Here is a 23,315-nt window from a genome sequence, read left to right as displayed (position 1 = left end):
CCAGCCGCCGGCTTCCTTGCCGTCGCGCAAGCCGTGAATCCCTCCAGGAGACGGTGATGACCCAGAAGAAGACCGCAGGCAAGCCCCGCGTCGCACGCACCCGTATCGAGCACGACAGCATGGGCGAACTGCAGGTGCCCGTGGACGCGCTATGGGGTGCGCAGACCCAGCGGGCCGTGCAGAACTTCCCGATTTCCGGGCGGCCGATGCCGCGCGGGTTCATCCGTGCGCTCGGGCTGGTGAAGGCGGCCGCCGCCGACGTCAACGCCGCCCTCGGCCTGCTGCCCAAGGGTATCGCCAAGGCCGTGCAGGCGGCCGCGCAGGAGGTTGCCTCCGGAGCGCACGATGCGCATTTCCCGATCGATGTCTACCAGACCGGATCGGGCACCTCGTCGAACATGAACGCCAACGAGGTGATCGCCACGCTGGCGACGCGTGCGGGCAAGGCGGCGGTGCATCCGAACGACCACGTCAACCTGGGGCAGAGCTCCAACGACGTCATCCCGACCGCCTTGCGCGTCGCGGCGCAACTGGCGGTGATGGAGGACCTGCTGCCGGCCATCAGGCACCTGCGCAAGACCATCGATGCGCGTGGCAAGGCGCTGGCGAAAGTGGTCAAGACCGGCCGCACGCACCTGATGGATGCGATGCCGCTGACCTTCGGCCAGGAGTTCTCCGCGTGGTCGGCGCAGCTGTCCTCGGCCCAGGCCCGCATCGAGGACACGCTCACGCGCGTGCGCCGGCTGCCGCTGGGCGGCACGGCGATCGGGACCGGCATCAACGCCGATCCGCGCTTCGGTACACGCGTGGCAAAGGTGTTGTCCACGCTGACCGGTACGCGCTTCGAAAGTGCGCAGAACAAGTTCGAGGGGTTGGCGGCGCAGGACGACGCGGTCGAACTGTCCGGCCAGCTCAGCGTGCTGGCCGTCGCGCTGACCAAGATCGCCAACGACCTGCGCTGGATGAACTCAGGGCCGTTGGCGGGCCTGGGCGAAGTGGAGCTGCCGGCGCTGCAACCGGGCAGTTCCATCATGCCGGGCAAGGTGAATCCGGTGATCCCGGAGGCCACGGTGATGGTGTGCGCGCAGGTGATGGGCTACCACACCGCCGTGACGGTGGCCGGCCAGACCGGCAACTTCCAGTTGAACGTCACCCTGCCGCTGATCGCGAACAACCTGCTGGACGGCATCCAACTGCTGTCGAACGTGACGCGGCTGCTGGCGGATGACTGCATCGCCGGCCTCAAGGTGCGTGGCGACCGTGTGCAGGAAGCGCTGGACCGCAATCCGATCCTGGTGACGGCATTGAACCCGGTGATCGGCTACGAGAAGGGCGCCGCCATCGCCAAGCAGGCCTACAAGCAGAACCGGCCGGTGCTGGATGTGGCGCGCGAAGTCACCGGGCTGCCGGAAAAGACGCTCAGGCCGCTGCTGGACCCGGCCGTGCTGGCCAAGGGTGGCATCCATGGCAAGCCGGGGGGCGGGGGCGGTTGAGGGTGTCGCCGCGCGTCAGTCGCGCGGCGGCCACTCGCCGGGGATCTTCGTCCCCGACAGCATCGCCAGCGCGCCTTCGCACATCTGCTGCTTCTGCTCGGGCGTGCCGGTGTCCAGCCGGCCCAGTCGTTGGGCCAGGGTGCGCTCCCGGTATCCGGCCAGCGTGTCGCCGGGTTCGAATTCGGCCAGTGTCAGCAGCCGTCCTCGTTCAATCTGGTCCTGGTGGGTGTTGACGTAGCGAAAGTACGCCGGCGCGGCGCGCTGCAGGTAGGTGGCATCGGCCGCGACACACTTCTCGATCAACACCGGCATCGCGAACGTCGCGACGTAGGCGATATGGTCCTGGAACGCGCGTTCGCGCACTGGATCGGCGGCATCCGCCGCATGCGCGGTGGAGATACTCAGGGCGACAGCCAGGGCGATGGGCAATAGGGTCTTCATGTCGTTTTCCGCAGGGTCGGGATGCGCACTAGGGCGCTGGCGCGCCGCCCGGGCGGCGCGGGAGGCGTCAACGGGAGGGGGATTCCGCCGGCTCAGCGGCTGCGGCCGCATCGGCTTCCGCCGCCGCGTTCACGTTCGAGCCGTCCTTCGCATCACCGTGGATGGTTTCGCCGATCGCGCGTCCGACGTCTTCACCTGCGGCATAGCTGCTGCTCTGGCTGCTGCGACAATCCTCGACGTCATCCAGGTCCATCGTCGCGTACGGCTGGAACGCGGGCAGTGACGCGGCGAGATCCTGCTGCGCCTTGTACAGGCCGGGCAGGCGCTCGCAGATCTTCATGGCCTCGGCTTCCACCTTCTTCGCTTCAGACTCGATCTGCTGCTCGATCTGGTCGGGATTGCCGCTGAAGATGCCTTTCACTGCAGCACCGACGGCCTTGCCCGCCAGCTTGGCACCTTCCTTGCCCGTCGCGATGCCCGCATCGGCGATGCCGCCGAGTTCACGGTGGTACGCCACCAGCAGCGTGCGCTGGGCATCGGTCACCTCGACCGTCTTGCCGTCGATGATGAAGTCGCCCTTGGCCGAGATCTCCGCCTTCGGGTGACCGGTGGCGTTGAGCTTGAGGTTCTGGCCCCACAAGGCACCGGATACTTCGGCGCTGTCGCCGGACTGCGGGCCCCGGGAACACGCGGCCAGCAACAGGAGGGAGAGTGCCGACGCGATCGGAATGATGCGGTTCATGTCGTTCCTTGAAAGTCAGTGATGCTTGGGAATGTCGAGCGCGCCCTTGACGCCTTCGTGGTCAATGTCGCCACTGCCGACGGAGCGGACGGTCAGGCCACCGCTGACGTTGCGGACCTCCACGCCACCGGAGCCAACCGAGCCGACTACCACGTCACCGGTGATGTCGCGCAGATCCGCGCCGCCGGAGCCGATCGAGCCGATCTCGACGTCACCGCTGCCCGCCAGGCTGAAGCCGCCCGATCCGATACTGCCGACATGGGTCGTGCCACGCACCTTGTGCGCCTCCACATCGCCCGAGCCGATCGACACCACTTTCAGGCTGCCGGCACCCTGGATATCGATATCGCCCGAGCCCACCGAGGTGGCGGCGAGTCCGCGGATGTCGCGGCCCACGGCGTGGCCGGAGCCGACATCGGCGCTGAACACCGGCGCGCCCGTGACCTCGGCTTCGCCCGAGCCGACCTTCACCTGCACGGGCAGGTGGTCGGGCAGGGTCGCCGTCAGGTTCATGTAGGCGTAGTTGCTGCCGAACGAAAGACCGCTGAAGCTGCCTTCCTGGTACATCCGCACGATCAGCTTGTCGCCGGCACGCCGCTGTTCGATCTTCAGGCGAGCGAGCCGGTCGGCGTGACTGCTGCAGGCCCTGCCATCCATCGCGGCAGGCGCACCGGCGCGCGATTCCACCGTCAGATCGTGCGGGCCGACCTCGAACACCACGGTCTTTGCGTCGCCGATGTCGAGCGTCAGCTGGCGTGGCGCTTCGTGCTTGCAGTACCTGTCCGACGCCAGCGCGGGTGCGGACAGGGAGAGCAGGGCGAGCAGCGGGGAAGCGATAAGGGCGGTACGCATCGGCGGGTCTCCGGAATCAGGTCAGTCATGCGGAAGCTGCCGGCGGCGAGGGGCGGCGCGCCCGGCGGACTCAAGGGGGTTACCGCTTGGCAAACTCGCGGCGGACTTCCTTCTCGCAGTCTTCGACATCGTCCGCTTCCAGCGTGGCATAGGGACGGAATGGCGGCAGGCTGGCGGACAGGCGTTCCTGGCTGTCCAGCAACGCAGGCAGGCTGTGGCAGATCTGCCGAACGCCTGGTTCGATGGTTTCCCTCACGGTCTTTTCCACGCGGCGCTCCAGGCTGCCGGTCATGGCGCCGAACACCAGGCTGAAGATGCCCCGGTCCACCACATCCAACGCCGCTTGCGCGCTGCGCTCGCCGATGTCGATGCCGGCCTTGGCGATGTCGATCATCTGGCCGCGATAAAGCAGCAGTTCCTGCCGCTGGCGGCCGTTGATGGCGACCGGCCTGCCTTCGATCAGGAAGTCACCAAGGGGAGTTATCTCCGCCTTCGGAAGTGATGTGTCCTTGTCGGCGGCGCGGTTGCCGGACGATGCCCCGAAGCGCATGTTCTCGCCCAGCTGCAGGTTGCCGGTTTCCAGCTCACGGCGGGCAACGGCCAGTTCTGCCCGCACCTCGTTGCGCGCGCTCGCCAGGTCGGCACTGATCTCGCGGTCGATGCTGCCTTCCTTCGTGTTCGCGGCCTGCGCGGCGAGCGGCAGCAGACTCGCCAGCAGCAGGGGCATCAGGGCGCGGTGGATGCGTGTGGAATGCATGTCGGATCTCCTTCGTATGGGGGATCTGTGCGCGTCTTGCGCGAATCCCCCGGGGCTTGCGTGCCGCGCATGATGCGGCCGACGGCAGAAAACTCAGAAGCTCCAGTTGCCGTCGCCGTTGGCATCGCCGCAGTCATCCACGTCGGACTGGTCCATGCCCGCGTAAGGCTTGAACTCGGGCAGTGCGGCGGCCAGCGCCTGCTGCGCGTTGAGCAGTCCAGGCAGGCGTGTGCACAGCTGCGCCACCATGGGCTTGATCTTCGCCTTGGCCTGTTCACCGACCTGCTGGCCGATCTCGTCGCCGGACTGGCCAGCCAGCACACCCTTCAAGGCCGAGGCCGCAGCATCGATGCCTACGCGGGCGCCTTCCATGCCGATGGCCATGCCGTCGCCGACCACGCCCAGCAGTTCGCCGCGATAGGCCAGCACCAGCGCCTTCTGTTCCGGCGTGGTCACGACCGCCTTGCCTTCGATCAACAGATCGCCGGTCGGGGTTATCTCGGCCTTGGGCAGGGATTCGTTTTCGTTGCGGTTGAGCGACAGGTTCTCGCGCGCCAGGCGTTCTCGCGCGGTGGCGATTTCCTCGCGGGCCTTCTCCATTTCCTGGCTGGCCTCGCCCAGGCCCTTGGCCACTTCGCCCATCGCTTCAGCGGCGATGCCGGTGGGCGCGTTGTCCTGCTTGTCCTGTGCCGGCTGGCAGGCCGCCAGCAGCAGGACGGCGGCGATGGAGGCGCTGCGGACCAGTAGAGCGTTCTTGCGCATGGGATGTCCCTTGTCGTGTCGGATCAAAGCGGGCGGCGGTGGGGAGCGCCGCCCCGGGGAGGCTTATTCGCTTTCGCGCCAGCGACGCAGGTAGATGGCACCGATGATCAGGGCCACGCCGATCACCGCGCCGATCCACAGATCGGCCGTGGCGAAGGCCTGCCAGCTGCGGGTCAGGTCGATGGCATTGGCCAGTTCGTCCGGGGAGTTGAAGTCGGCATGCGGGTTGGTGGCTCCGCCCGGCAGGGTGGGGAACCACGCGCCCGGGATCACGCTCGCCAGCCCGCGGTAGACCACCGTGTACCAGATCAGATCGTGGCGGACCTCCAGGCCCGGCAGGATGTCGGTCATGCTGATGATGACGCACGCCAGCACCGGCACCAGCACCGCCCAGAGGAACGGCTTGCTGCGCGACCAGGCCGAGCAGAACATCAGCCAGCCCACCGCCGGCAACGCCCAGAACACGTAGACGGGCAGGGAGGCAAGCACGCCGCCGATGATGCGCAGCGGATGCGAGTGGGTGAACACCGCGCCGCCGGCCGGCAAGCCGTTGATCGAAATGGTCAGCGCCGAGATCAGCCACATCGCCACGCCGATCAGGATGCCCACGCCCACCGCCAGCAACGGCGCCAGCAGCAGTGCCCACGCCAGCTTGGACAGCACCATGTGCGTGTCGGAGATGGGCAAGGACTTCCAGAACAGCACGCTACGGTCGCGGCGGTCGTCGTACAGCGTGCCCAGCGCATAGAAGAACACTACGAAGGCGAGGACCACGCAGGCCAGGATCACGCCGCCCAGCAGCATGCCGTCGCCGATGCCGCCGACGATCTGGTGGGCCTTTTCCGGCGCCTCCTCAACGCTGAAGCCACCGCCGTTCATCTGGCCACGTGCGGCGATGCTGCCAATGATGGCCAGGATCAGGTTGAGCACCACGAAGATGCCGCCGGTGATGACGGGTGCCCAGAAGAAGCCGCCACGGTTCTCCCAGAATTCGCGCTTCAGCAGCCACGTGAACGCGCCCGGCTTGGAGGATTTGCCCAACGTCGAAGTCACGGCGTTCATGCGTAGGTTCCTTTCATGATGGCGACGAACAGGTCAGCCAGACCAGGGGTACGGGTTTCGCCGAGGGCGGCGAGATGTCCTTTCGGCACGCCGTCGAACAGCAGCACGGTCTTGCCGAAGGGCAGGGCGCGTTCGTCGATGGGTTTCAGGGCGCGGGCCTGGTCGACCGCCTCGCCACTGACCAGCACTTCGGTGTAGCGCTCGGCCATGTCCTCCATTTGCGACGTGAGCACGATCTTGCCGTCGCGGATGAACATGACGTCGGTGAGGATGTGCTCGATCTCTTCCACCTGGTGGGTGGTGACGATGATCGTCTTCTGTTCGTCGAAGTAGTCCTCCAGCAGGCGCTGGTAGAACTGCTTGCGGTACAGGATGTCCAGGCCCAGCGTGGGTTCGTCCAGCACCAGCAGCTTCGCGTCGATGGCCATCACCAGCGCCAGGTGCAGCTGCACGATCATGCCCTTGGACATTTCGCGCACGCGCAGGTTGGGCTTCAACTGGGTATTGGCGAGGAATCGCTCGCATTTGGCGCGGTCGAAGCGCGGATGCACGCCGCCCACGAAGTCGATGGCCTCCTTGACCTTCATCCAGCGCGGCAGCACCGCCACATCGGCGATGAAGCAGACATCCTTCATCAACTCGTCGCGGTCCTTGCGCGGATCCATGCCCAGCACCTTCAGCTGGCCTTCGAATGGCGTCAGGCCCAGGATGGCCTTCAGCGCGGTGGTCTTGCCGGCCCCGTTGGGACCGATCAAACCGATGATCTTGCCCGCTTCGATCTCGAAGCTCGTGTTGTCCAGCGCAAGCTTGTTCCTGTAGGCCTTGCGCAGGCCGTGGGCCGACACCACGGCGTTGGCGATTGCGGCATTCATCACTTATTCCCCTTGGATTGCAGCAGATCTTCGATGGACAGGCCCAGGCGCTCGATGCGCTCGGCGACAGCGGGCCATTCCTCGGTCAGGAACCGCTCGCGCTCGGTGCCGCGCAGCTTCTTGGCCGCCTCGTCGGTGACGAACATGCCCAGGCCGCGGCGCTTCTCCACCAGGGCTTCATCCGCCAGCTCCTGGTAGGCACGCGAAACGGTGATCGGGTTGAGCTGGTACTCCGCCGCCACCTGGCGGACGGAGGGCAGCGCGTCACCCGGCTTCAGGATGCCGTCCAGCATCATCGCGATCACGCGATCCTTCAGCTGGCGGTAGATGGGAGCGCCGTCGCTCCATTGGATGGATGTCATGGCTCAGCTCCTCGGACGCAGTGATTGGCCAAAGGAGAAATAGGGCATGGCCAGCGATGCCCGCGCGCGGCGCTTGTGCTGCCGGGCTTCGGGCTTGCCGTCGTCGCCTGCGATCTCGAGGGCTTCGGATTCCAGCGCGCCCACCAGCGCGGCGGACTCCACCTCGGCCGTGCGTGCGCCGGTAACGGCCGCCAGCGCGCCCACCGCCAGCAGCAGGCCGCCGACGGCGATGCTGGGCAGGGCGTGGGTCAATTTCTGGTTCATGGCATCCCCCCGTGAGTTGGGTGAGTGGTGTTGTATTCAACTATAACACCAAAACACAGGGCGTCAACGGGGTGACCGGGTTTTGTCACCCAACTGAAGGCATACTTGTCATGTTCGTAATAGCGGGGTGAGGTCATGAAGTTCAAGTCATTGAAAATGCTGTCATTTCTTGCGCTCGTGAGCGTCTCCGCGACCGTGCTGGCAGCCGGTTTGCTGGACGTCGCCTACCGCCCACTGGCCGGCAAGGCACCCGTCAACCTGAAGGAAAAGTATGCGGGCCAGGTGCTGCTGGTGGTGAACACTGCCAGCAAATGCGGTTACACGCCGCAGTACGAAGGGCTGGAGGCGCTGCACAAGCGCTATGCCGGTCAGGGATTCGCGGTACTCGGGTTCCCCTCCAACGACTTCAAGGGCCAGGAGCCGGGCAGCGAGAAGGAGATCCAGGAGTTCTGCACGCTGACCTATGGCGTGAAGTTCCCGATGTTCGAGAAAGTGGTGGTGACGGGCGAGAAAGCGACGCCGCTTTACCGTTCGCTGGCGCAGGCCACGGGCACTGCCCCGGGATGGAACTTCCACAAGTACCTGATCAGCCGCGACGGTCGCGTGGTCGCGAACTTCCCCAGCAAGGTCTCGCCCGAAGACCCCGCCGTGGTGGAAGCGATCGAGCGCGAATTGAAGGCCCCACGCGCCGCGCGTTGATGCAGTGCCTTCGCGGGTGGCTGGCATGCCACAATATGGGTTTGGCGCCGCCATCGTGGCGCAGGTTCCAGGAGCAGAAAGGATGAAGCGGTCGGTCCGCGGCGCAGCCGTGTTGTTGGCAATCTCGTTTTCGATGCTGGGAGGCAGCGTGTCTGCACAGGAAAAAACCGCGCTGGTCACCGAGCGCGACAAGGTGAGCTACGCGATTGGCGTGGATGTGGGCAATTCGCTGCAGCCGGTGGGGCCATTCCTCGATGTGGCCGCATTCGAGCGCGCGATCACCAACACGTTCGCCGGCAAGCCCGCGCTGATCTCCGAGCAGGAAGCGCAGGCGACCGACCAGTTGCTGCGGGTGAACCTCGCCGTGGCCGAAGGCCAGCCGGTCCCCGGCATGCCGCCGGGCAGCACGCCGCCGGCGGTCGACAAGACCAAGGTCGGCCTGTTCCTGGGCACCTATGTGGTGGGCCCCTCGCTGATGCCGTTCAAGGATGAGCTGGACACGGCCGTGCTCGCCCAGGCCGTGCGGACGCTGACCAGCAAGAGCGGCACGCCCCTGCTGACCGTGGAGCAGGCGCAGGCCGAGATGCAGGCCTACATCGCCAAGCGCCAGGCCGGGGCGTCGCAGCGCAATCGCGACGAGGGCGCCAAGTTCCTCACCGCCAACAAGACCAAGCCCGGCGTGGTCACCACCCCGTCGGGGCTGCAGTACATGGTGCTGCGCCAGGGCAACGGACAGCGGCCGATGTCCACCAGCCGCGTGCGCGTGAACTACGAAGGCAAGCTGCTCAACGGCGAAGTCTTCGACAGTTCGTATGCGCGGGGTGAGCCGGCCGAGTTCGGCCTGAACCAGGTCATCGCGGGCTGGACCGAAGGCGTGGCCCTGATGCCCGTGGGCGCCAAGTACCGCTTCTGGATCCCGTCCAACCTGGCCTATGGTCCCAATGGTGCACCCGGCGGCAAGATCGGCCCGGATGCGACGCTGACCTTCGACGTCGAATTGATGGGCGTGCTGCAATAAGTCGCTGGTGTAATCGCGGCTCCCCCGGCCAGGAAGTGCTTTCATGCGTGTTGCGATCTTCGGTACCGGTTACGTCGGGCTGGTGACAGGCACCTGCCTGGCCGAGGTCGGGCATGACGTGGTCTGCATGGACATCGACCCCGCGAAGGTCGATGGCCTCAATCACGGCGTCGTCCCCATCTACGAGCCCGGCCTGTCGCCGATGGTGAAGGCCAACCATGCCGCGGGGCGCCTGCGGTTCACCACTGTTGCGGAAGAGGCCATCGCGCACGGTGACGTGGTGTTCATCGCCGTGGGTACCCCTCCCGACGAGGACGGCAGCGCCGACCTGCAGTACGTCCTGGCGGTGGCCCACACCATCGGCCGCAACCTCCAGCAGCCTTGCATCGTGGTCAACAAGTCCACGGTGCCGGTCGGCACCGCCGACAAGGTAAGGGCGGCCATCGACGCCGAACTCGCGGCGCGCGGCGTGGAGATCGCGTTCGATGTCGTCTCCAATCCCGAGTTCCTCAAGGAAGGCGATGCGGTCAACGACTGCATGCGCCCTGACCGCATCGTCATCGGCGCGTCGGATCCGCAGGCCGTGGAGAAACTGCGTCGTCTCTACGCGCCGTTCAATCGCAACCATGAGCGCATTGTCGTCATGGACGTGCGCTCTGCCGAGCTGACCAAGTACGCCGCCAACGCGATGCTGGCCACCAAGATCAGCTTCATGAACGAGATCGCGAACATCGCCGAACGCGTCGGTGCCGACGTGGAGCATGTGCGGCAGGGCATCGGTTCCGACCCGCGCATCGGCTGGCATTTCATCTATCCCGGCGCAGGCTACGGCGGCTCCTGCTTCCCCAAGGATGTGCAGGCACTGGCACGCACCGCGCAGCAGCATGGTTATCAGGCCGAACTGCTGCAGGCCGTGGAGGCCGTCAACCACCGCCAGAAGGCCCATCTGTTCGAATTGATACAGCGTCACTATGACTGCGGCGAAGACGAGGGCATCCGTGGCAGGACGTTCGCGGTCTGGGGGCTGTCGTTCAAGCCCAACACCGACGACATGCGCGAAGCCAGCAGCCGCAGGCTGCTCGCGGAGTTGTGGGACGCCGGTGCGAAGGTCCGCGCCTACGACCCGGAGGCCCGCGAGGAAGCCGCCCGGATCTTCGGCGAGCGCGACGACCTGGTGCTTTGCGATGACGCACGCACTGCCGTTGAGGGTGCCGATGCGCTGGTGGTGGTGACCGAGTGGAAGCAGTTCCGCAGCCCGGATTTCGCGCGCCTGCGCGACACCCTCGGCGATGCGGTGGTCTTTGACGGCCGCAACCTGTACGACCCCGGCGAAGTGGAAGCCGCGGGCATTGCGTATTACGGCATCGGGCGCGGGAGGTCCGTGCATGCAGACTGACCTGCCGTTGCAGGGCGACACGCTCGAGCGCCGCCTGGTGGAAATGGAAACCCGACTGGCGTTCCAGGAGCATTCGCTCAACGAGCTGAGCGAGGCGCTGGCGGACGCACGGGCCGAGAACCAGCGCACCGCGCTGCTGCTCCGGCACATGGTGGAGGAGCTCGGAAAGGTACGTACCTCGCTGTTCGAGGACCCTGCCAACGAACCGCCGCCGCCGCATTATTGATACGCTTGGGACACAGCAGTCCCCACGAAAGACCGATGACCGATTCACTCCGCGACCAGTTGTTGGGCCTGGGCTTCAAGCCTGCACCGAAGCCCGAGCGCAAACCCGACCGTCGGCCCGATCAGCGGCGCGACGCGCAGAAGCCGACCGGCAAGGGTGCCGCGCACCCGAAACCGGGCCACGGCGGCAAGCCGCGCCCGCCGCAGGGTGGAGGCAAGCCCAGGCCCAAGCGCAGCCAGGAAGACATCGACCTCGCCAAGGCCTACGCCATCCGCGCCCAGCGCGAGAAGGACGAGCGCATCGAAGCCGAGCGTGTGAAGCAGGAGGAAGCACGCCTGCGCCGCGAAGCGAGGGCGAAACTCGATGCGTTCCTGCAGGACAAGGGCCTCAATGACGCGGAAGCCGACATCGCACGCCATTTCCCGTATGGCGGCAAGATCAAGCGCATCTATGTCAATGCGGCGCAGTTGAAAGCACTCAATGCGGGCGAACTGGGTGTGGTGCAGCAGAACGGCCGCTACCTGCTGGTCACCGCCGCAGTGCTCGCCGAAGCCGAAGCGATCTTCGCACCCGCCGTCGCGCTGAAAGTCGATCCGGACGCCCCGGCCGATCAGGACCCCTATGCCGATCCGCAATACCAGGTGCCCGACGACCTGGTGTGGTGACGCGTACTGATCGTCGTCCCCGTCTCTGCCTGCTGCCCGGGCTGGATGGCACCGGTCGGCTCTACACCCCTTTGCTCGATGCATTCCAGGGCGATTGCGACGCCGAGGTGCTTGCGTATGACGCAGGGTGCTTCAGCGGCTATGCCGCGCTGGCGGAAGCGCTGGGTCCGGCATTGCGGCGGCACACGGATACGGTACTGATCGCCGAGTCGTTTGCGGGTCCCCTGGCCGTGATGCTCGCCCATCGCAACCCACGTCATGTCAGAGCCGTGGTGCTGGCGGCGAGTTTCGTCCGCGCACCGCTCCCTTTCAGCCACGCTTGTGCGGCGGTACTGGATCGATTGCCTGCCATGTCGTTGCCCGTGTTCGCACTGGAACGCGTTCTGGCAGGCGGGATGCTGCCGGCGCCATTGCGGAGAGAGTTGGATGCCGTCCTTGAGGCAATCCCCATCGACGTGTTGCGCCAACGCGCGCTGGCGGCGCTGCGTGTGGACGTCCGTCGTCAACTCGCTGCGCTGGACCTTCCGCTGCTCCATCTGCAGGCCCGCCGGGACAGGCTCATAGCAGCAAGGGCAGGTGACGAGATCGTTCGTCTGGCACGCAATGCGCAGCAGATCGTCATCGACGCACCGCACTTCCTGTTCCAGGTGGCACCGGTGGCGGCGGCAGGCGAGATCCGGCGATTCCTGAAGAGGGTATGCATCCTGGAGGGTGCTCGCCACGATTCTTAGGCCGAGGTGGATCGATCAGTCGTCGCTCAACTGCGCTGGAGACGTTCCGGGCCGGATCAGCCAGTTCCAGACGATGAATGCGGCGATCAACGCGATCACCGACGAAGCAAAGAATGCGGTCTCGCCCCCGAAGCGCCACAGCTGGCCTGCCAGCAATGCGCCCACCACGCCGCCCACGCCGGACGACAGACCATAGAACACGCCCTGGCCGTGTCCATTCATGCGGCCCGGGAAGAAGCGCACCAGGAGCTGCATGGCGGCAGCGAAGAACGCGCCGAAGTTGAGCGCATGCGTCAGCTGCGCCAGCACCATCACCGGCATGTTGTCGGGAAACAGGGCGGTAACCAGCCAGCGCACCGACGCACTGAGCAGCGCGACCATGAGGACGCGACTGGCATCCCAGCGCCGGAAGATGCGGCTGGCCAGGAAGAACACGCCGATCTCGGCCAGTACGCCGACCGTCCACAGCACGCCCTGTGTCGCGGTCGTGTAGCCGTGTTCGGAGAGGTAGATCGAGAAGAACGTGTAGAACGGGCCGAACGAGATCTGGGTAAGGAACGCCGCCACGAAGAACGCGATCACCCGTGGCCTGCGCAATCGCGCGCGGAAGCCGTCCTGCGGATCGATCGGGTGGTGTTCCGGCTCGCGTGCGTAGCGGTTCGACAACGCAGATGCGAAGACGGCCGCCAGCACCGGCAGCATCAGCCATGGCAATGCACCCACGCCCAGCCGGCGTGCGTCGATCAGCCAGCCGAACAGCGATACCACCAGGATGAAGCCGATCGAGCCCCAGACGCGGATCAGGCCATAGCGGTCGCTGCGCGCACCGAGATGCGACATCGTGATCGATTCGAACTGCGGCATCACGGCGTTGTAGGCAAAGCAGAAGCCGAGCATCACCGCGAACAGGCCTGCGTGTTCCAGGGGCAGCAGGAACAGCGCAAAGCAGCCGAATGCCAGCGCGCAGCCCAGGTGCAGCCAGCGGATGGGATTCGGCGAGCGCGCGGCCAGCGTGGTCCACAGGCTGGGCGAAACGATACGCGTGGCGTACCACAGGCTCATCAGCACACTGATGGCGGCCACGCTGAGGCCGCGCGATTCCAGGTACAGGCTCCAGTACGGTGTGAAGGCGCCGAGTACCGCGTAGTACGAAAAGTAGAAGCTCGACAGGCGGACCGCGGGATACGCGGTCGGCGGGATGGCATCCCTCATGTCGCTGCTCGATATGCGGCGACGGGTGACGTCCGGCCTTCGGCAGCGGGCGAGGGTGGCATGAGGGACGCAGGCACGGGCGGGATGCACATTCTAGCGGAGCGCGCATTGCGCTCCGCTCTGCCGGGCCTCTCGACAGGGGGTGAACGTGCCGCCGCGCGTGATGGCGCTTATTCCGGGTCGTAGTCCAGGTTGGACGCCAGCCATCTTTCCACCTGCGCCAGCTCCACGCCCTTGCGTTTCGCGTAGTCGGCCGCCTGCTCCTTCGATACTCGACCTACGACGAAGTACTGGCTCTGCGGGTGGCTGAAATAGTAGCCGGACACCGCCGCCGTCGGCAGCATCGCGAAACTCTCCGTCAGCGACATGCCGGCATTGCCCGGCGCGTCCAGCAGGCGGAACAGGGTGGCTTTCTCGCTGTGTTCCGGGCAGGCGGGATAACCCGGTGCCGGACGGATCCCGCGGTACTGCTCGGCGATCAAGGCCTCGTTGCCCAATGCTTCGTCGGACGCGAACCCCCAGAACTCCTTGCGCACGCGCTGGTGCAGCCGCTCGGCGAGGGCCTCGGCAAGCCGGTCGGCGAGGGCTTTCAGCAGGATGGCGTTGTAGTCATCGTGGTCGGCTTCGAACCGGGCGACATGTTCATCGATGCCGATGCCGGCGGTGACGGCAAAGGCGCCGATCCAGTCCTGCCTGCCGGAATCCTTCGGTGCGATGAAGTCCGCAAGACAGAAGTCCGGACGCTCGGCAGGCTTGTCTACTTGCTGGCGCAGGAAACACAGGCGCTCGGTGGTGCCCGCGTGCTGGAGTTCGACATCATCGCCGACGCTGTTGGCCGGCCATAGACCGAATACCGCTTTCGCCGTCAACCATTTCTCGGCAACGATGCGCCCCAGCATTGTCCGCGCGTCCTGGTACAGCTCGCTGGCCTGCGCACCCACCACGTCGTCGGTCAGGATGGCGGGATACTTGCCCGCCAGCTCCCATGCCTGGAAGAAAGGCGTCCAGTCGATGAACTCGACCAGTTCCGCCAGCGGGTAGTCCTCGAAGACGTGCAGGCCGGGCTGGTTGGGCGCGGGCGGTGAATAGTCGCCCCAACCGCCGTTGAACTTCTGGCCGCGCGCCTTTTCCAGCGAGACCAGCCGTTTCGCATCGCCACGGTTGCGGTGGCGTTCGCGGATTTCCGCGTAGTCGGCATCGTTGGCGGCCACGAACGCCGCGCGCATGTCGCGCGAGATCAGCGATTGCGCCACACCCACGGCACGCGAGGCATCCTTCACCCACACGGTGGGCGCATCGTAGTGCGGATCGATCTTCAGCGCAGTGTGCGCACGGGAGGTGGTCGCACCCCCGATCAGCAGGGGCATGGAGAAGCCTTGCCGCTGCATCTCGCGCGCCACGTGGGTCATTTCCTCCAGCGACGGCGTGATCAGGCCGGACAGGCCGATCAGGTCCGCGTTCTCGGCCTTTGCGCTGTCCAGGATCTTCTGCGTGGGCACCATCACGCCCAGGTCCACCACGTCGAAGTTGTTGCAGGCCAGCACCACGCCGACGATGTTCTTGCCGATGTCGTGCACGTCGCCCTTGACGGTGGCCATGACGATCTTGCCGTTCGACTTGCCCACGTCGCCGGTGCGCAGCTTTTCGGCTTCGATGTAGGGCAGCAGGTAGGCCACCGCCTTCTTCATCACGCGGGCGGACTTCACCACCTGCGGCAGGAACATCTTGCCGGCGCCGAACAGGTCGCCGACCACGTTCATGCCGTCCATCAGCGGGCCTTCGATCACGTCCAGCGGGCGAGCAGCCTGCGCGCGTGCCTCCTCGGTGTCCTGGTCGACGAAGGCGTCGATGCCGTGCACCAGCGCGTGCGCCAGGCGCTCGCGCACCGGCTTCTCGCGCCAGGCCAGGTTCTCCACCGGCGCTTCGCCTTTCCTGCCCTTGTAACGCTCGGCGATCTCAAGCAGCCGTTCGGTCGAATCCTTGCGACGGTTGAGGATCACGTCCTCCACGCGTTCGCGGAGCTCGGCGTCGAGGTCGTCGTAGACGGGCAGGCCGCCCGCATTGACGATACCCATGTCCATGCCGGCCTGGATGGCGTGGTACAGGAACACCGAGTGGATCGCCGCACGCACGGGCTCGTTGCCGCGGAATGAGAACGACACGTTCGACACGCCGCCCGAGACATGGCAATGCGGCAGCGTCTGCTTGATGATCCGGGTGGCTTCGATGAAGTCGACGGCGTAGTTGTCGTGTTCCTCGATGCCGGTGGCGACCGCGAAGATGTTGGGGTCGAAGATGATGTCTTCGGGCGGGAAGCCGACTTCCTCGGTCAGGATCCGGTAGGCGCGGGTGCAGATTTCCACCTTGCGCGCGCAGGTGTCGGCCTGGCCGGTTTCGTCGAAGGCCATCACCACGGCGGCCGCGCCGTAGCGCAGCACCTTGCGGGCATGCTCGACAAAGGCCTCCTCGCCTTCCTTCAGCGAGATCGAATTGACCACGCTCTTGCCCTGGAGGCACTTCAGGCCCGCTTCGATGACGCTCCACTTGGATGAATCGACCATCACCGGAATGCGGGCGATGTCGGGTTCGGACATGATCAGGTTGAGGAAGCGGGCCATCGCCTTCTCGGAATCGATCAGGCCTTCGTCCATGTTGACGTCGAGGATCTGGGCGCCGCTGGCGACCTGCTGGCGCGCGACCTCGACCGCTTCCTCGTAGCGCTCTTCCTTGATCAGCTTGCGGAACTGGGCGCTGCCGGTGACGTTGGTGCGCTCGCCCACGTTGACGAACAGCAGGTCCGGGGTGATGACCAGCGGTTCAAGGCCGGACAGGCGGGTGTGGCGGACGCGGGTATTCACGCGGCGGCCTCCAGCAGGGCAGGCAGGCGGCGGGGCGCGACGCCCGCGACGGCGTCGGCGATGGCTCGGATGTGTGCAGGCGTGGTGCCGCAGCAGCCGCCGACGAGATTGAGCAGGCCGGACTGTGCGAACTCCTTCAACGTGGCCGCCATTTCCTCGGGTGTCTCGTCGTACTCGCCGAACGCATTCGGCAAACCGGCGTTGGGGTGTGCGCTGACATACGCGTCGGCGACGGTCGACAGGGTTTCGACGTGTTCGCGGAGGTCTTTCGCACCCAGCGCGCAGTTGAGTCCGACGGACAGCGGGCGACCATGCGCGACCGACGTGTAGAACGCTTCGGCGGTCTGTCCCGACAGCGTACGGCCGGAGGCGTCGGTGATCGTGCCCGAGATCATCACGGGTAATCGTGCACCGCGCGCATCGAAGACTTCCTCGATAGCGTACAGGGCGGCTTTGGCATTGAGCGTGTCGAAGATGGTTTCCACCATCAACGTATCCGAGCCACCATCGATCAGGCCTTCAATGGCCTCGCGATAGGTGGCGCGCAACGCGTCGAAGCTGGTGTTGCGGTAGCCGGGATCGTTCACGTCCGGGCTGATCGAAGCGGTGCGGCTGGTCGGTCCCAGCACGCCGATGACGAAGCGGGGCTTGTCCGGCGTGGTCGCCTCGATGGCGTCGCAGCACTGGCGCGCGACGTGCGCCCCCGCCTTGTTCAACTCGTAGACCAGGTGTTCCAGGTGGTAGTCGGCCTGGCTTATCGAGGTTGCGTTGAAGGTGTTGGTTTCGACCAGGTCGGCACCTGCCTCCAGGTAGGCGCTGTGCACGCCGGCGATGACTTCAGGCCGGGTGAGCAGCAGGAGATCGTTGTTGCCCTTGAGGTCGTGGCCGCAGCCCGCGCCGTGCTCGTGGGTGTGCTGCGCATCGCAACCCTCGGCGAAACGGGTACCGCGGTAGTCGGCTTCCTGCAGGCCATGACGCTGGATCATGGTGCCCATCGCGCCATCGATGATCAGGATGCGTTCTTCCAGCGCCTTGAGCAGCAGGGACACGCGGGCGGGATTCAACCAGGGCAGGACGTTCATGGCTTTACCGCCGTGAGGGAAAGGACTTCGAAATGCGGTGGCCGGCGTTCACGGGTGACGGTTTCCGCATTGGCGATCTCCAGCCCGGCCTTCTCGGCGAACTTGCGGAGCTCCCTGTCCGAGAACCCGAGATTGACGTGCCCGTAAGCTTCCACGACCGAGCGGTGCTCGTGCTTGCCCAGGCTGCTGAGCAGCAGGCGGCCTCCCTTGCGCAGCACGCGTGCGGCCTCGGCCACGGCCTGTGCGGGTTTGCTGGAATAGGTCAACGCATGCATCAGCACGACCAGGTCGAAGCTGCCGTCCTTGAATGGCAGTGCGTGCATGTCGCCTTCGCGCACTTCCACGTTCGGGAAGCGCCGCAGGCGTTCTCCGGCCGCCGCCACCACGCGGGTGCTGGTGTCGATGCAGACGTAGCGGCTCGCATGTGGCGAGAGCAACTCGGCCAGCACGCCGTCGCCGGATGCGATGTCCAGCACGTCGCCGGTCTCGAGCAGCGGCAGGGCGGTCCGGGCCAGGGCCTCCCAGGTGCGGCCGGGCGAATAGTGGCGCTCCATGTCGCCGGCCACGCTGTCGGCCCAGTTCTGGTCGGCGGCACGGTTGGCCAGCACGTTGTCCACGCGCTCGGCGTCCTGGCGCAGCAGCGGATCGTCACTGCCATCGCGCAGGCTGCGCCACAGTTCACGCTGTACCGTGTCCAGGTTGTCTTCGTCGAAACGGTAGTAGGCCGACACGCCCGCGCGACGGTCGCGTACCAGCCCGGCCTCCTTCAATTTTGCCAGGTGGGTGGAGACGCGCGGCTGGGCCAACTGGGTGATTGCCGACAACTCGGCGACAGTCAGCTCTTCGCGCGACAGCAGCGCCAGCAGGCGCACGCGGGTGGCGTCGGCGAAGACTTTCAGTCGGGCCGACCAGGCCTCCAGATCCATAAATATCTTCCTATCGCGATATAGAGATATTTTGCTCCCGTGGCGGCGGCAAGGTCAACCAGTGGCATACGCCCGCGGATGGTCGCGGGTTACAATTGGTATTCAAGTACGTATGCCGAGGGGTACCCGTGGATTTCGCATTCACCGAAGAGCAGTTGATGATCCAGGACGTCGCGCGCCGGATCGCCCAGGAAAAGATCGCGCCCAGCGCGGAGCACCACGACAGGACCGGCGAGTTCCCGCTGGACAACATCCGCCTGCTGGGCGAGAACGGCCTGATGGGCATCGAGGTGCCGGCCGAGTACGGTGGTGCGGGCATGGATCCGATCGCCTACGTGCTGGCGATGATCGAGATCGCCGCAGGCGATGCGGCCCATTCGACCATCATGTCGGTCAACAATTCGCTTTTCTGCAACGGCATCCTGAAGTTCGGTACCGAGGAGCAGAAGCAGACCTGCGTGCGCGCCATCGCCGAAGGCCGCGAGATCGGCGCGTTCGCGCTGACCGAGCCGCAGTCGGGTTCCGATGCCACCGCGATGCGTTGCCGCGCGGTGAAGCAGGCCGATGGCAGCTTCGTCATCAATGGCAAGAAGAGCTGGATCACCTCCGGCCCCGTGGCCAAGTACATCGTGCTGTTCGCGATGAGCGAACCCGACAAGGGCGCGCGCGGCATCACGGCCTTCCTGATCGATACCGCCAAGGCCGGTTTCCACCGCGGCAAGACCGAGCCCAAGCTCGGCATCCGTGCCTCGGCCACCTGCGAGATCGAGTTCACCGACTACGTGGCTACGGCGGACGACGTGCTGGGCAAGGAAGGCGAGGGCTTCAAGATCGCCATGGGCGTGCTGGATGCCGGCCGCATCGGCATCGCGTCCCAGGCCATCGGCATCGCCCGCGCCGCCTACGAGGCCACCATCGCCTACGTGAAGGAGCGCAAGGCGTTCGGCGCGCCGATCGGCACGTTCCAGATGACCCAGGCCAAGATCGCCGACATGAAGTGCAAGCTGGACGCGGCCACGCTTCTGACGCTGCGCGCGGCGTGGGTGAAGGGCCAGGACCAGCGTTTCAGCAACGAGGCGGCGATCGCCAAGCTGACCTCGTCCGAGGCCGCCATGTGGATCACCCACCAGGCCCTGCAGATCCATGGTGGCATGGGCTATTCCAAGGAAATGCCGATCGAGCGCTACTTCCGCGATGCCAAGATCACCGAGATCTACGAAGGCACCAGCGAGATCCAGCGCCTGGTCATCGCCCGCAATGAGACCGGCCTGCGCTGAATCCAGCGCCTCCGGAAAACGAGCGCCGCCTACGGGCGGCGTTTTTTTTCCGCAGATCCGTGAGCGAGGCCACATCGCGACCCCCATCTTTGGTCATGGGACGGGGCGGGGCGGGTTGGGTAGAGTGTCCGAATGCGGGGGTCTGTCCTCCGTATCCTTCCTGGAGACCCCGATGCGCAAAACCCTGATTGCCTGTGCCCTCGCACTTGCCCTGACCGCTTGCGACCGCGCCGCCACGCCGGAGACCGGCGCCGCCGGCGCCCCGGCCGTCGCTGCGTCCGCCGCCGACATCGCCGCCGAGAGCCAGCGGCTGAATGCCTGGTTCGAAACGAAGTACGAGGAACAGTTGAAGTTCAGCCCGATCCAGCTGACCTTCCAGGGTCGCAAGGACCTGTACGATCAGGTGGACGACATGTCCGAACAGTCGCAGCGCGATCAGGTGGCCTGGGCCAAGGCCAGCGTCGAGGAGATGGAGAAGACCTTCGACTACGCCAAGCTCGACGATGAGGCCAAGTTCTCCTACGACCTGTGGAAGCTCCAGTACGAAAACGCGAGGGACGGACTGGCCTTCCTGCAGGACGGCTACGCCTTCGACCAGATGAATGGTGCCCAGGGTTTCTGGCCGACCTTCCTGATCAGTTTCCACAAGGTCGACGAGGAAGCGGACTACACCGCCTACATCGCCCGCCTGAAGGCGACCAGCCGCGCCTTCGACCAGTTGCTGGAGCGCGCGCGCGCATCGGCCGGGCAGGGTATCCGTCCGCCCAAGTTCGCCTATGAAGGCGTGATGGAGCAGGCCAGGAAGGTCATCGCCGGTGCGCCGTTCTCGACCGGCAAGGATTCCGCGATCTGGGCTGACGCGCAGGCCAAGGCCGATGCGCTGGTCAAGGCCGGCAAGATCGATGCCGCCCGCGCCACCGCGCTGAAGGACGAGGCGCGCAAGGCGTTGCTGGAGCAGTTCAAGCCTGCGTACGACCGCCTGATCGCGTGGAGCGAGGAGGAGCTTCCGAAGGCCGCCGTCAACGCCACCGGCGTGGGCGCGACGCATCCGAACGGCAAGGCGTACTACGAGTACCAGCTGCGCCAGATGACCACCACCGGCATGACCGCGGACGAGATCCATGCGCTGGGACTGAAGGAAGTGGAGCGCATCAAGGGCGAGATGACGGCGCTGAAGGACAAGGTGGGCTTCAAGGGTGATCTGGATGCTTTCTTCGCCTTCATCGACAGCGATGCGCAGTTCAAGTATCCCAATACCGACGCCGGCCGCCAGGCCTATATCGATGACGCCACGGCGGCCATCGACAACATCAAGAAGGTGCTCCCGGACTACTTCGGCCTGCTGCCGAAGGCCGACCTGGTGGTCAAGCGCGTGGAGCCGTTCCGTGAGCAGGACGGCGCCGCCCAGCACTACTACCCGGGTACGCCGGATGGTTCGCGCCCGGGCGTGTACTACGCGCATCTGTCGGACATGGGCGCGATGCCCAAGCCCGAGCTGGAGGTGATCGCCTACCACGAGGGCCTGCCGGGCCACCACATGCAGATCGCCATCGCGCAGGAGCTGACCGGCGTGCCGAAGTTCCGCACGCAGTACGGCGTCACCGCGTATGCGGAAGGCTGGGGCCTGTATTCGGAGTGGCTGGCGAAGGAAATGCCGGGAACCTACAAGGACCCGTACTCCGAGTTCGGTCGCCTGAGTTCCGAGATGTGGCGTGCGATCCGCTTGGTGGTGGATACCGGGCTGCATGCCAAGGGCTGGACCGAGCAGCAGGCGGTGGAATACTTCGATGCCAACAGCGCGGTGCCGCGCGCGGCGATCGAGTCCGAAGTGAAGCGCTACCTGATCATGCCGGGGCAGGCCACGGCCTACAAGATCGGCATGATCAAGATCCAGGACCTGCGCAGGAAGGCGGAAACCGAACTCGGCGACAAGTTCGACATCAAGGGTTTCCACGACACCGTGCTTGGCGGGGGCGCGCTTCCGCTGACGTTGCTGGAGCGTCGCGTTGATCAGTGGATCGCGAAGCAGAAGGCGGCCAAGCCGGCCTGATCATCGATCTCCAGTGATACCGAGAACCCCGGCGTTGCGCCGGGGTTCTTGTTTTCGGACTCAGTGCGCCTTGGTCAGCAGGTCGAGGTTTGCCGGCAGCCACGCATCCAATGCGGTCGGCGACCGGCCGGTGAGCCGGCGGTAGTCGTCCGTGACCTCGCCGAGATCGCCGGCAGCGGTCGCGGCGTCGAACGAGGCGAACACGTCGGCCAGCACCGGCGGAAAGCCGTGCGCTTTCAGGCCTTCGATCAACTTCTCTGGCGTGATGTCGACGGCGGCAAGCGGCTTGCCGGTGAGTGCCGAGGCGCGCGCGGCGACGTCGCGCGCCGACCACGCCTGTTCACCGGTCAATGTGAGGATCTGGTTCGACGTATCCTCGGATGACAGTGCTACCGCCGCGGCGTGCGCCAGATCTTCGCGCGCGATGTAGGCGATGCGTCCTTCGCCCGCCGCCGTCGCCCACTCTCCGGATGCCAAGGCGCCCGGCAGGGAATAGGCCAGGTTCTCGAAGTACCAGGCGTTGCGCAGTACCGTCCAGCCGAGGGACGAGGCGGACAATGCCTGCTCAGTGCCCCAGTGGTCGGGCGCGAATGACACGTGCGATGTGGCGGCCGACGGCAGCGAGGTATAGACGACATGCCCGACGCCCACATCCGCGGCGGCCTGCACGGCGGCGCGGTGCTGGGCGAGGCGCTTGCCCGGTTCCATCAAGGCATCGGTGCTGACGAGCAGCAGCCGGTCGGCCCCGGCGAAGGCGGCCGCCAGCGTGGCCGGCTGGTCGAAATCGGCGGCACGCACGGTCACGCCGCGCGCAGCCAGGTCCGCCAGCGATTCCGGAGTGCGACTGGTGACGATGAGCCGGTCGGCAGGAATCTGCAGCGTATCCAGCAGATGGCGGACGACGGCGCTGCCCAGCTGTCCGGAAGCGCCGGTGACCAGCAGGGTGGGGGCGGGGGCGTTCATGACAGGCTCCTGTTTTGGTAACGGAAAGGATGTTGGTTACGATATGGTAGTAAAGGCTGCCGCCCCTACAAGCAGGGAGCCTGAAGTAACCGGGTTACCGGTCAGTAACCATGCCCTGGAGTCGGACCATGACCCTGCATCGCCAATCGCTGATCCTCGTCGAAAACTGCCCTATCCGCGATGTGCTGGACCGGCTGGGCGACCGTTGGACGGTCCTGGTCCTGCACGAGCTGTCGGCGGGGACGCTGCGCTTTTCCGAGATCCGCAAGCGCATCGCCGACATCTCGCCGCGCATGCTGGCCCAGACGCTGCGGCACCTGGAACAGGACGGGTTGGTCAGCCGCGAGGTATTCCCGACGGTGCCGCCGCGCGTGGATTACGCGCTGACGTCGCTGGGGCTGTCGTTCTTCGAGCGGGTGGAGATGCTGGCGCAGTGGGCTTCTGACCATCACGATGAGGTGCGTGCGGCGCGCAGGGCGTACGTGGCGCCGGCGGCCAACGCGCCCAAGTAACCCTCTGTAGGAGGGGTTTCAGCCCCGATCGTGTACCTGTCTCGTCGGCTGTCGGGGCTGAAGCCCCTCCTACAAGAAAGCCCCGGCATGGCC

The 23,315-nt window shown here is 65.9% G+C and carries 24 protein-coding genes; 10 read left to right on the top strand and 14 right to left on the bottom strand.

The features are described 5' to 3' along the window. Nucleotides 1-56 precede the first annotated feature (56 nt). Nucleotides 57-1,493 (top strand): class II fumarate hydratase, encoded by a 1,437-nt coding sequence (locus tag AC3DET_RS00685; protein ID WP_488390401.1) that lies wholly within the window; start codon nucleotides 57-59, stop codon nucleotides 1,491-1,493. 15 nt (nucleotides 1,494-1,508) lie between these two features. On the opposite strand, the gene AC3DET_RS00680 is transcribed toward AC3DET_RS00685, so the two are convergent. The 9 genes from AC3DET_RS00680 to AC3DET_RS00640 all read right to left on the bottom strand — a co-directional run bounded on the left by AC3DET_RS00680 (nucleotide 1,509) and on the right by AC3DET_RS00640 (nucleotide 7,607). Beyond that, nucleotides 1,509-1,934 (bottom strand): hypothetical protein, encoded by a 426-nt coding sequence (locus AC3DET_RS00680; protein WP_488390400.1) that lies wholly within the window; start codon nucleotides 1,932-1,934, stop codon nucleotides 1,509-1,511. Nucleotides 1,935-2,001: 67 nt separating this feature from the next. Then, the gene (locus AC3DET_RS00675) at nucleotides 2,002-2,676 is read right to left on the bottom strand and encodes a YggN family protein (RefSeq protein ID WP_488390399.1); all 675 of its coding nucleotides are present in this window, start codon (nucleotides 2,674-2,676) and stop codon (nucleotides 2,002-2,004) included. A 15-nt stretch (nucleotides 2,677-2,691) separates the two neighbouring features. Further along, entirely contained in the window at nucleotides 2,692-3,528 is an 837-nt protein-coding gene (locus tag AC3DET_RS00670) for a hypothetical protein (protein ID WP_488390398.1), read from the bottom strand. A 79-nt stretch (nucleotides 3,529-3,607) separates the two neighbouring features. Further along, nucleotides 3,608-4,285 carry a hypothetical protein gene (locus AC3DET_RS00665; protein ID WP_488390397.1) on the bottom strand — a complete coding sequence of 226 codons (678 nt, stop codon included), beginning with the start codon at nucleotides 4,283-4,285 and terminating at the stop codon, nucleotides 3,608-3,610. Nucleotides 4,286-4,378: 93 nt separating this feature from the next. Then, nucleotides 4,379-5,047 carry a hypothetical protein gene (locus AC3DET_RS00660; protein WP_488390396.1) on the bottom strand — a complete coding sequence of 223 codons (669 nt, stop codon included), beginning with the start codon at nucleotides 5,045-5,047 and terminating at the stop codon, nucleotides 4,379-4,381. Between the two features lie 63 nt (nucleotides 5,048-5,110). Next, nucleotides 5,111-6,109 (bottom strand): ABC transporter permease, encoded by a 999-nt coding sequence (locus tag AC3DET_RS00655; protein ID WP_337729877.1) that lies wholly within the window; start codon nucleotides 6,107-6,109, stop codon nucleotides 5,111-5,113. Then, a complete protein-coding gene (locus AC3DET_RS00650; protein WP_192201065.1) occupies nucleotides 6,106-6,981 on the bottom strand; it encodes an ABC transporter ATP-binding protein in 876 nt (291 codons plus the stop codon). Before AC3DET_RS00650 ends, AC3DET_RS00655 begins: the two co-directional genes overlap by 4 nt. Further along, complete coding sequence (locus AC3DET_RS00645; RefSeq protein WP_192201066.1) at nucleotides 6,981-7,343, bottom strand: GntR family transcriptional regulator; 363 nt, start codon at nucleotides 7,341-7,343, stop codon at nucleotides 6,981-6,983. The genes AC3DET_RS00650 and AC3DET_RS00645 overlap by 1 nt, the downstream gene beginning before the upstream one ends. Nucleotides 7,344-7,346: 3 nt before the next feature. After that, nucleotides 7,347-7,607 carry a hypothetical protein gene (locus AC3DET_RS00640; protein WP_488390395.1) on the bottom strand — a complete coding sequence of 87 codons (261 nt, stop codon included), beginning with the start codon at nucleotides 7,605-7,607 and terminating at the stop codon, nucleotides 7,347-7,349. A 156-nt stretch (nucleotides 7,608-7,763) separates the two neighbouring features. On the opposite strand from AC3DET_RS00640, the gene AC3DET_RS00635 reads away from it, so the two are divergent. The 6 genes from AC3DET_RS00635 to AC3DET_RS00610 all read left to right on the top strand — a co-directional run bounded on the left by AC3DET_RS00635 (nucleotide 7,764) and on the right by AC3DET_RS00610 (nucleotide 12,342). Then, nucleotides 7,764-8,306 (top strand): glutathione peroxidase, encoded by a 543-nt coding sequence (locus AC3DET_RS00635; RefSeq protein WP_446537976.1) that lies wholly within the window; start codon nucleotides 7,764-7,766, stop codon nucleotides 8,304-8,306. A gap of 82 nt (nucleotides 8,307-8,388) precedes the next feature. Next, the gene (locus AC3DET_RS00630; protein ID WP_488390394.1) at nucleotides 8,389-9,324 is read left to right on the top strand and encodes an FKBP-type peptidyl-prolyl cis-trans isomerase; all 936 of its coding nucleotides are present in this window, start codon (nucleotides 8,389-8,391) and stop codon (nucleotides 9,322-9,324) included. 43 nt (nucleotides 9,325-9,367) lie between these two features. Continuing rightward, on the top strand, nucleotides 9,368-10,720 hold the full coding sequence (locus AC3DET_RS00625) for a UDP-glucose dehydrogenase family protein (protein ID WP_488390393.1): 1,353 nt from the start codon (nucleotides 9,368-9,370) through the stop codon (nucleotides 10,718-10,720). Then, nucleotides 10,710-10,946 carry a SlyX family protein gene (locus tag AC3DET_RS00620; RefSeq protein WP_142125341.1) on the top strand — a complete coding sequence of 79 codons (237 nt, stop codon included), beginning with the start codon at nucleotides 10,710-10,712 and terminating at the stop codon, nucleotides 10,944-10,946. The genes AC3DET_RS00625 and AC3DET_RS00620 overlap by 11 nt, the downstream gene beginning before the upstream one ends. Before the next feature lie 35 nt (nucleotides 10,947-10,981). Next, nucleotides 10,982-11,611, top strand: coding sequence for a DUF2058 domain-containing protein (locus AC3DET_RS00615; protein ID WP_192201072.1), 630 nt, complete (start codon nucleotides 10,982-10,984; stop codon nucleotides 11,609-11,611). Then, entirely contained in the window at nucleotides 11,608-12,342 is a 735-nt protein-coding gene (locus AC3DET_RS00610; protein ID WP_488390392.1) for an alpha/beta fold hydrolase, read from the top strand. The genes AC3DET_RS00615 and AC3DET_RS00610 overlap by 4 nt, the downstream gene beginning before the upstream one ends. Nucleotides 12,343-12,357: 15 nt before the next feature. Here the strand turns inward: AC3DET_RS00610 and AC3DET_RS00605 are convergent, their stop codons facing one another. From AC3DET_RS00605 to AC3DET_RS00590, 4 genes are all read right to left on the bottom strand, one after another. Beyond that, entirely contained in the window at nucleotides 12,358-13,554 is a 1,197-nt protein-coding gene (locus AC3DET_RS00605; protein ID WP_488390391.1) for an MFS transporter, read from the bottom strand. A gap of 170 nt (nucleotides 13,555-13,724) precedes the next feature. Further along, a complete protein-coding gene (gene metH, locus AC3DET_RS00600; RefSeq protein WP_488390390.1) occupies nucleotides 13,725-16,412 on the bottom strand; it encodes a methionine synthase in 2,688 nt (895 codons plus the stop codon). Continuing rightward, nucleotides 16,409-17,494 carry a homocysteine S-methyltransferase family protein gene (locus AC3DET_RS00595; protein ID WP_488390389.1) on the bottom strand — a complete coding sequence of 362 codons (1,086 nt, stop codon included), beginning with the start codon at nucleotides 17,492-17,494 and terminating at the stop codon, nucleotides 16,409-16,411. Before AC3DET_RS00595 ends, metH begins: the two co-directional genes overlap by 4 nt. Next, a complete protein-coding gene (locus AC3DET_RS00590; protein WP_488390388.1) occupies nucleotides 17,491-18,420 on the bottom strand; it encodes an ArsR/SmtB family transcription factor in 930 nt (309 codons plus the stop codon). Before AC3DET_RS00590 ends, AC3DET_RS00595 begins: the two co-directional genes overlap by 4 nt. A gap of 128 nt (nucleotides 18,421-18,548) precedes the next feature. Between AC3DET_RS00590 and AC3DET_RS00585 the strand changes: the two genes are divergently transcribed. Both AC3DET_RS00585 and AC3DET_RS00580 read left to right on the top strand, forming a co-directional pair. After that, a complete protein-coding gene (locus AC3DET_RS00585; protein ID WP_488390387.1) occupies nucleotides 18,549-19,697 on the top strand; it encodes an acyl-CoA dehydrogenase family protein in 1,149 nt (382 codons plus the stop codon). A gap of 172 nt (nucleotides 19,698-19,869) precedes the next feature. Beyond that, nucleotides 19,870-21,747, top strand: coding sequence for a DUF885 domain-containing protein (locus tag AC3DET_RS00580; protein ID WP_488390386.1), 1,878 nt, complete (start codon nucleotides 19,870-19,872; stop codon nucleotides 21,745-21,747). 60 nt (nucleotides 21,748-21,807) lie between these two features. On the opposite strand, the gene AC3DET_RS00575 is transcribed toward AC3DET_RS00580, so the two are convergent. Beyond that, nucleotides 21,808-22,710, bottom strand: a complete 903-nt coding sequence (locus AC3DET_RS00575; RefSeq protein ID WP_488390385.1) for an SDR family oxidoreductase — start codon at nucleotides 22,708-22,710, stop codon at nucleotides 21,808-21,810. A gap of 128 nt (nucleotides 22,711-22,838) precedes the next feature. Between AC3DET_RS00575 and AC3DET_RS00570 the strand changes: the two genes are divergently transcribed. Continuing rightward, a complete protein-coding gene (locus AC3DET_RS00570; RefSeq protein WP_277729726.1) occupies nucleotides 22,839-23,222 on the top strand; it encodes a winged helix-turn-helix transcriptional regulator in 384 nt (127 codons plus the stop codon). Nucleotides 23,223-23,315 lie beyond the last annotated feature (93 nt).

The sequence above is a fragment of the Pseudoxanthomonas sp. 97-1-1 genome (assembly GCF_057773125.1).
This window is presented reverse-complemented; position numbering and strand designations above follow the sequence as displayed.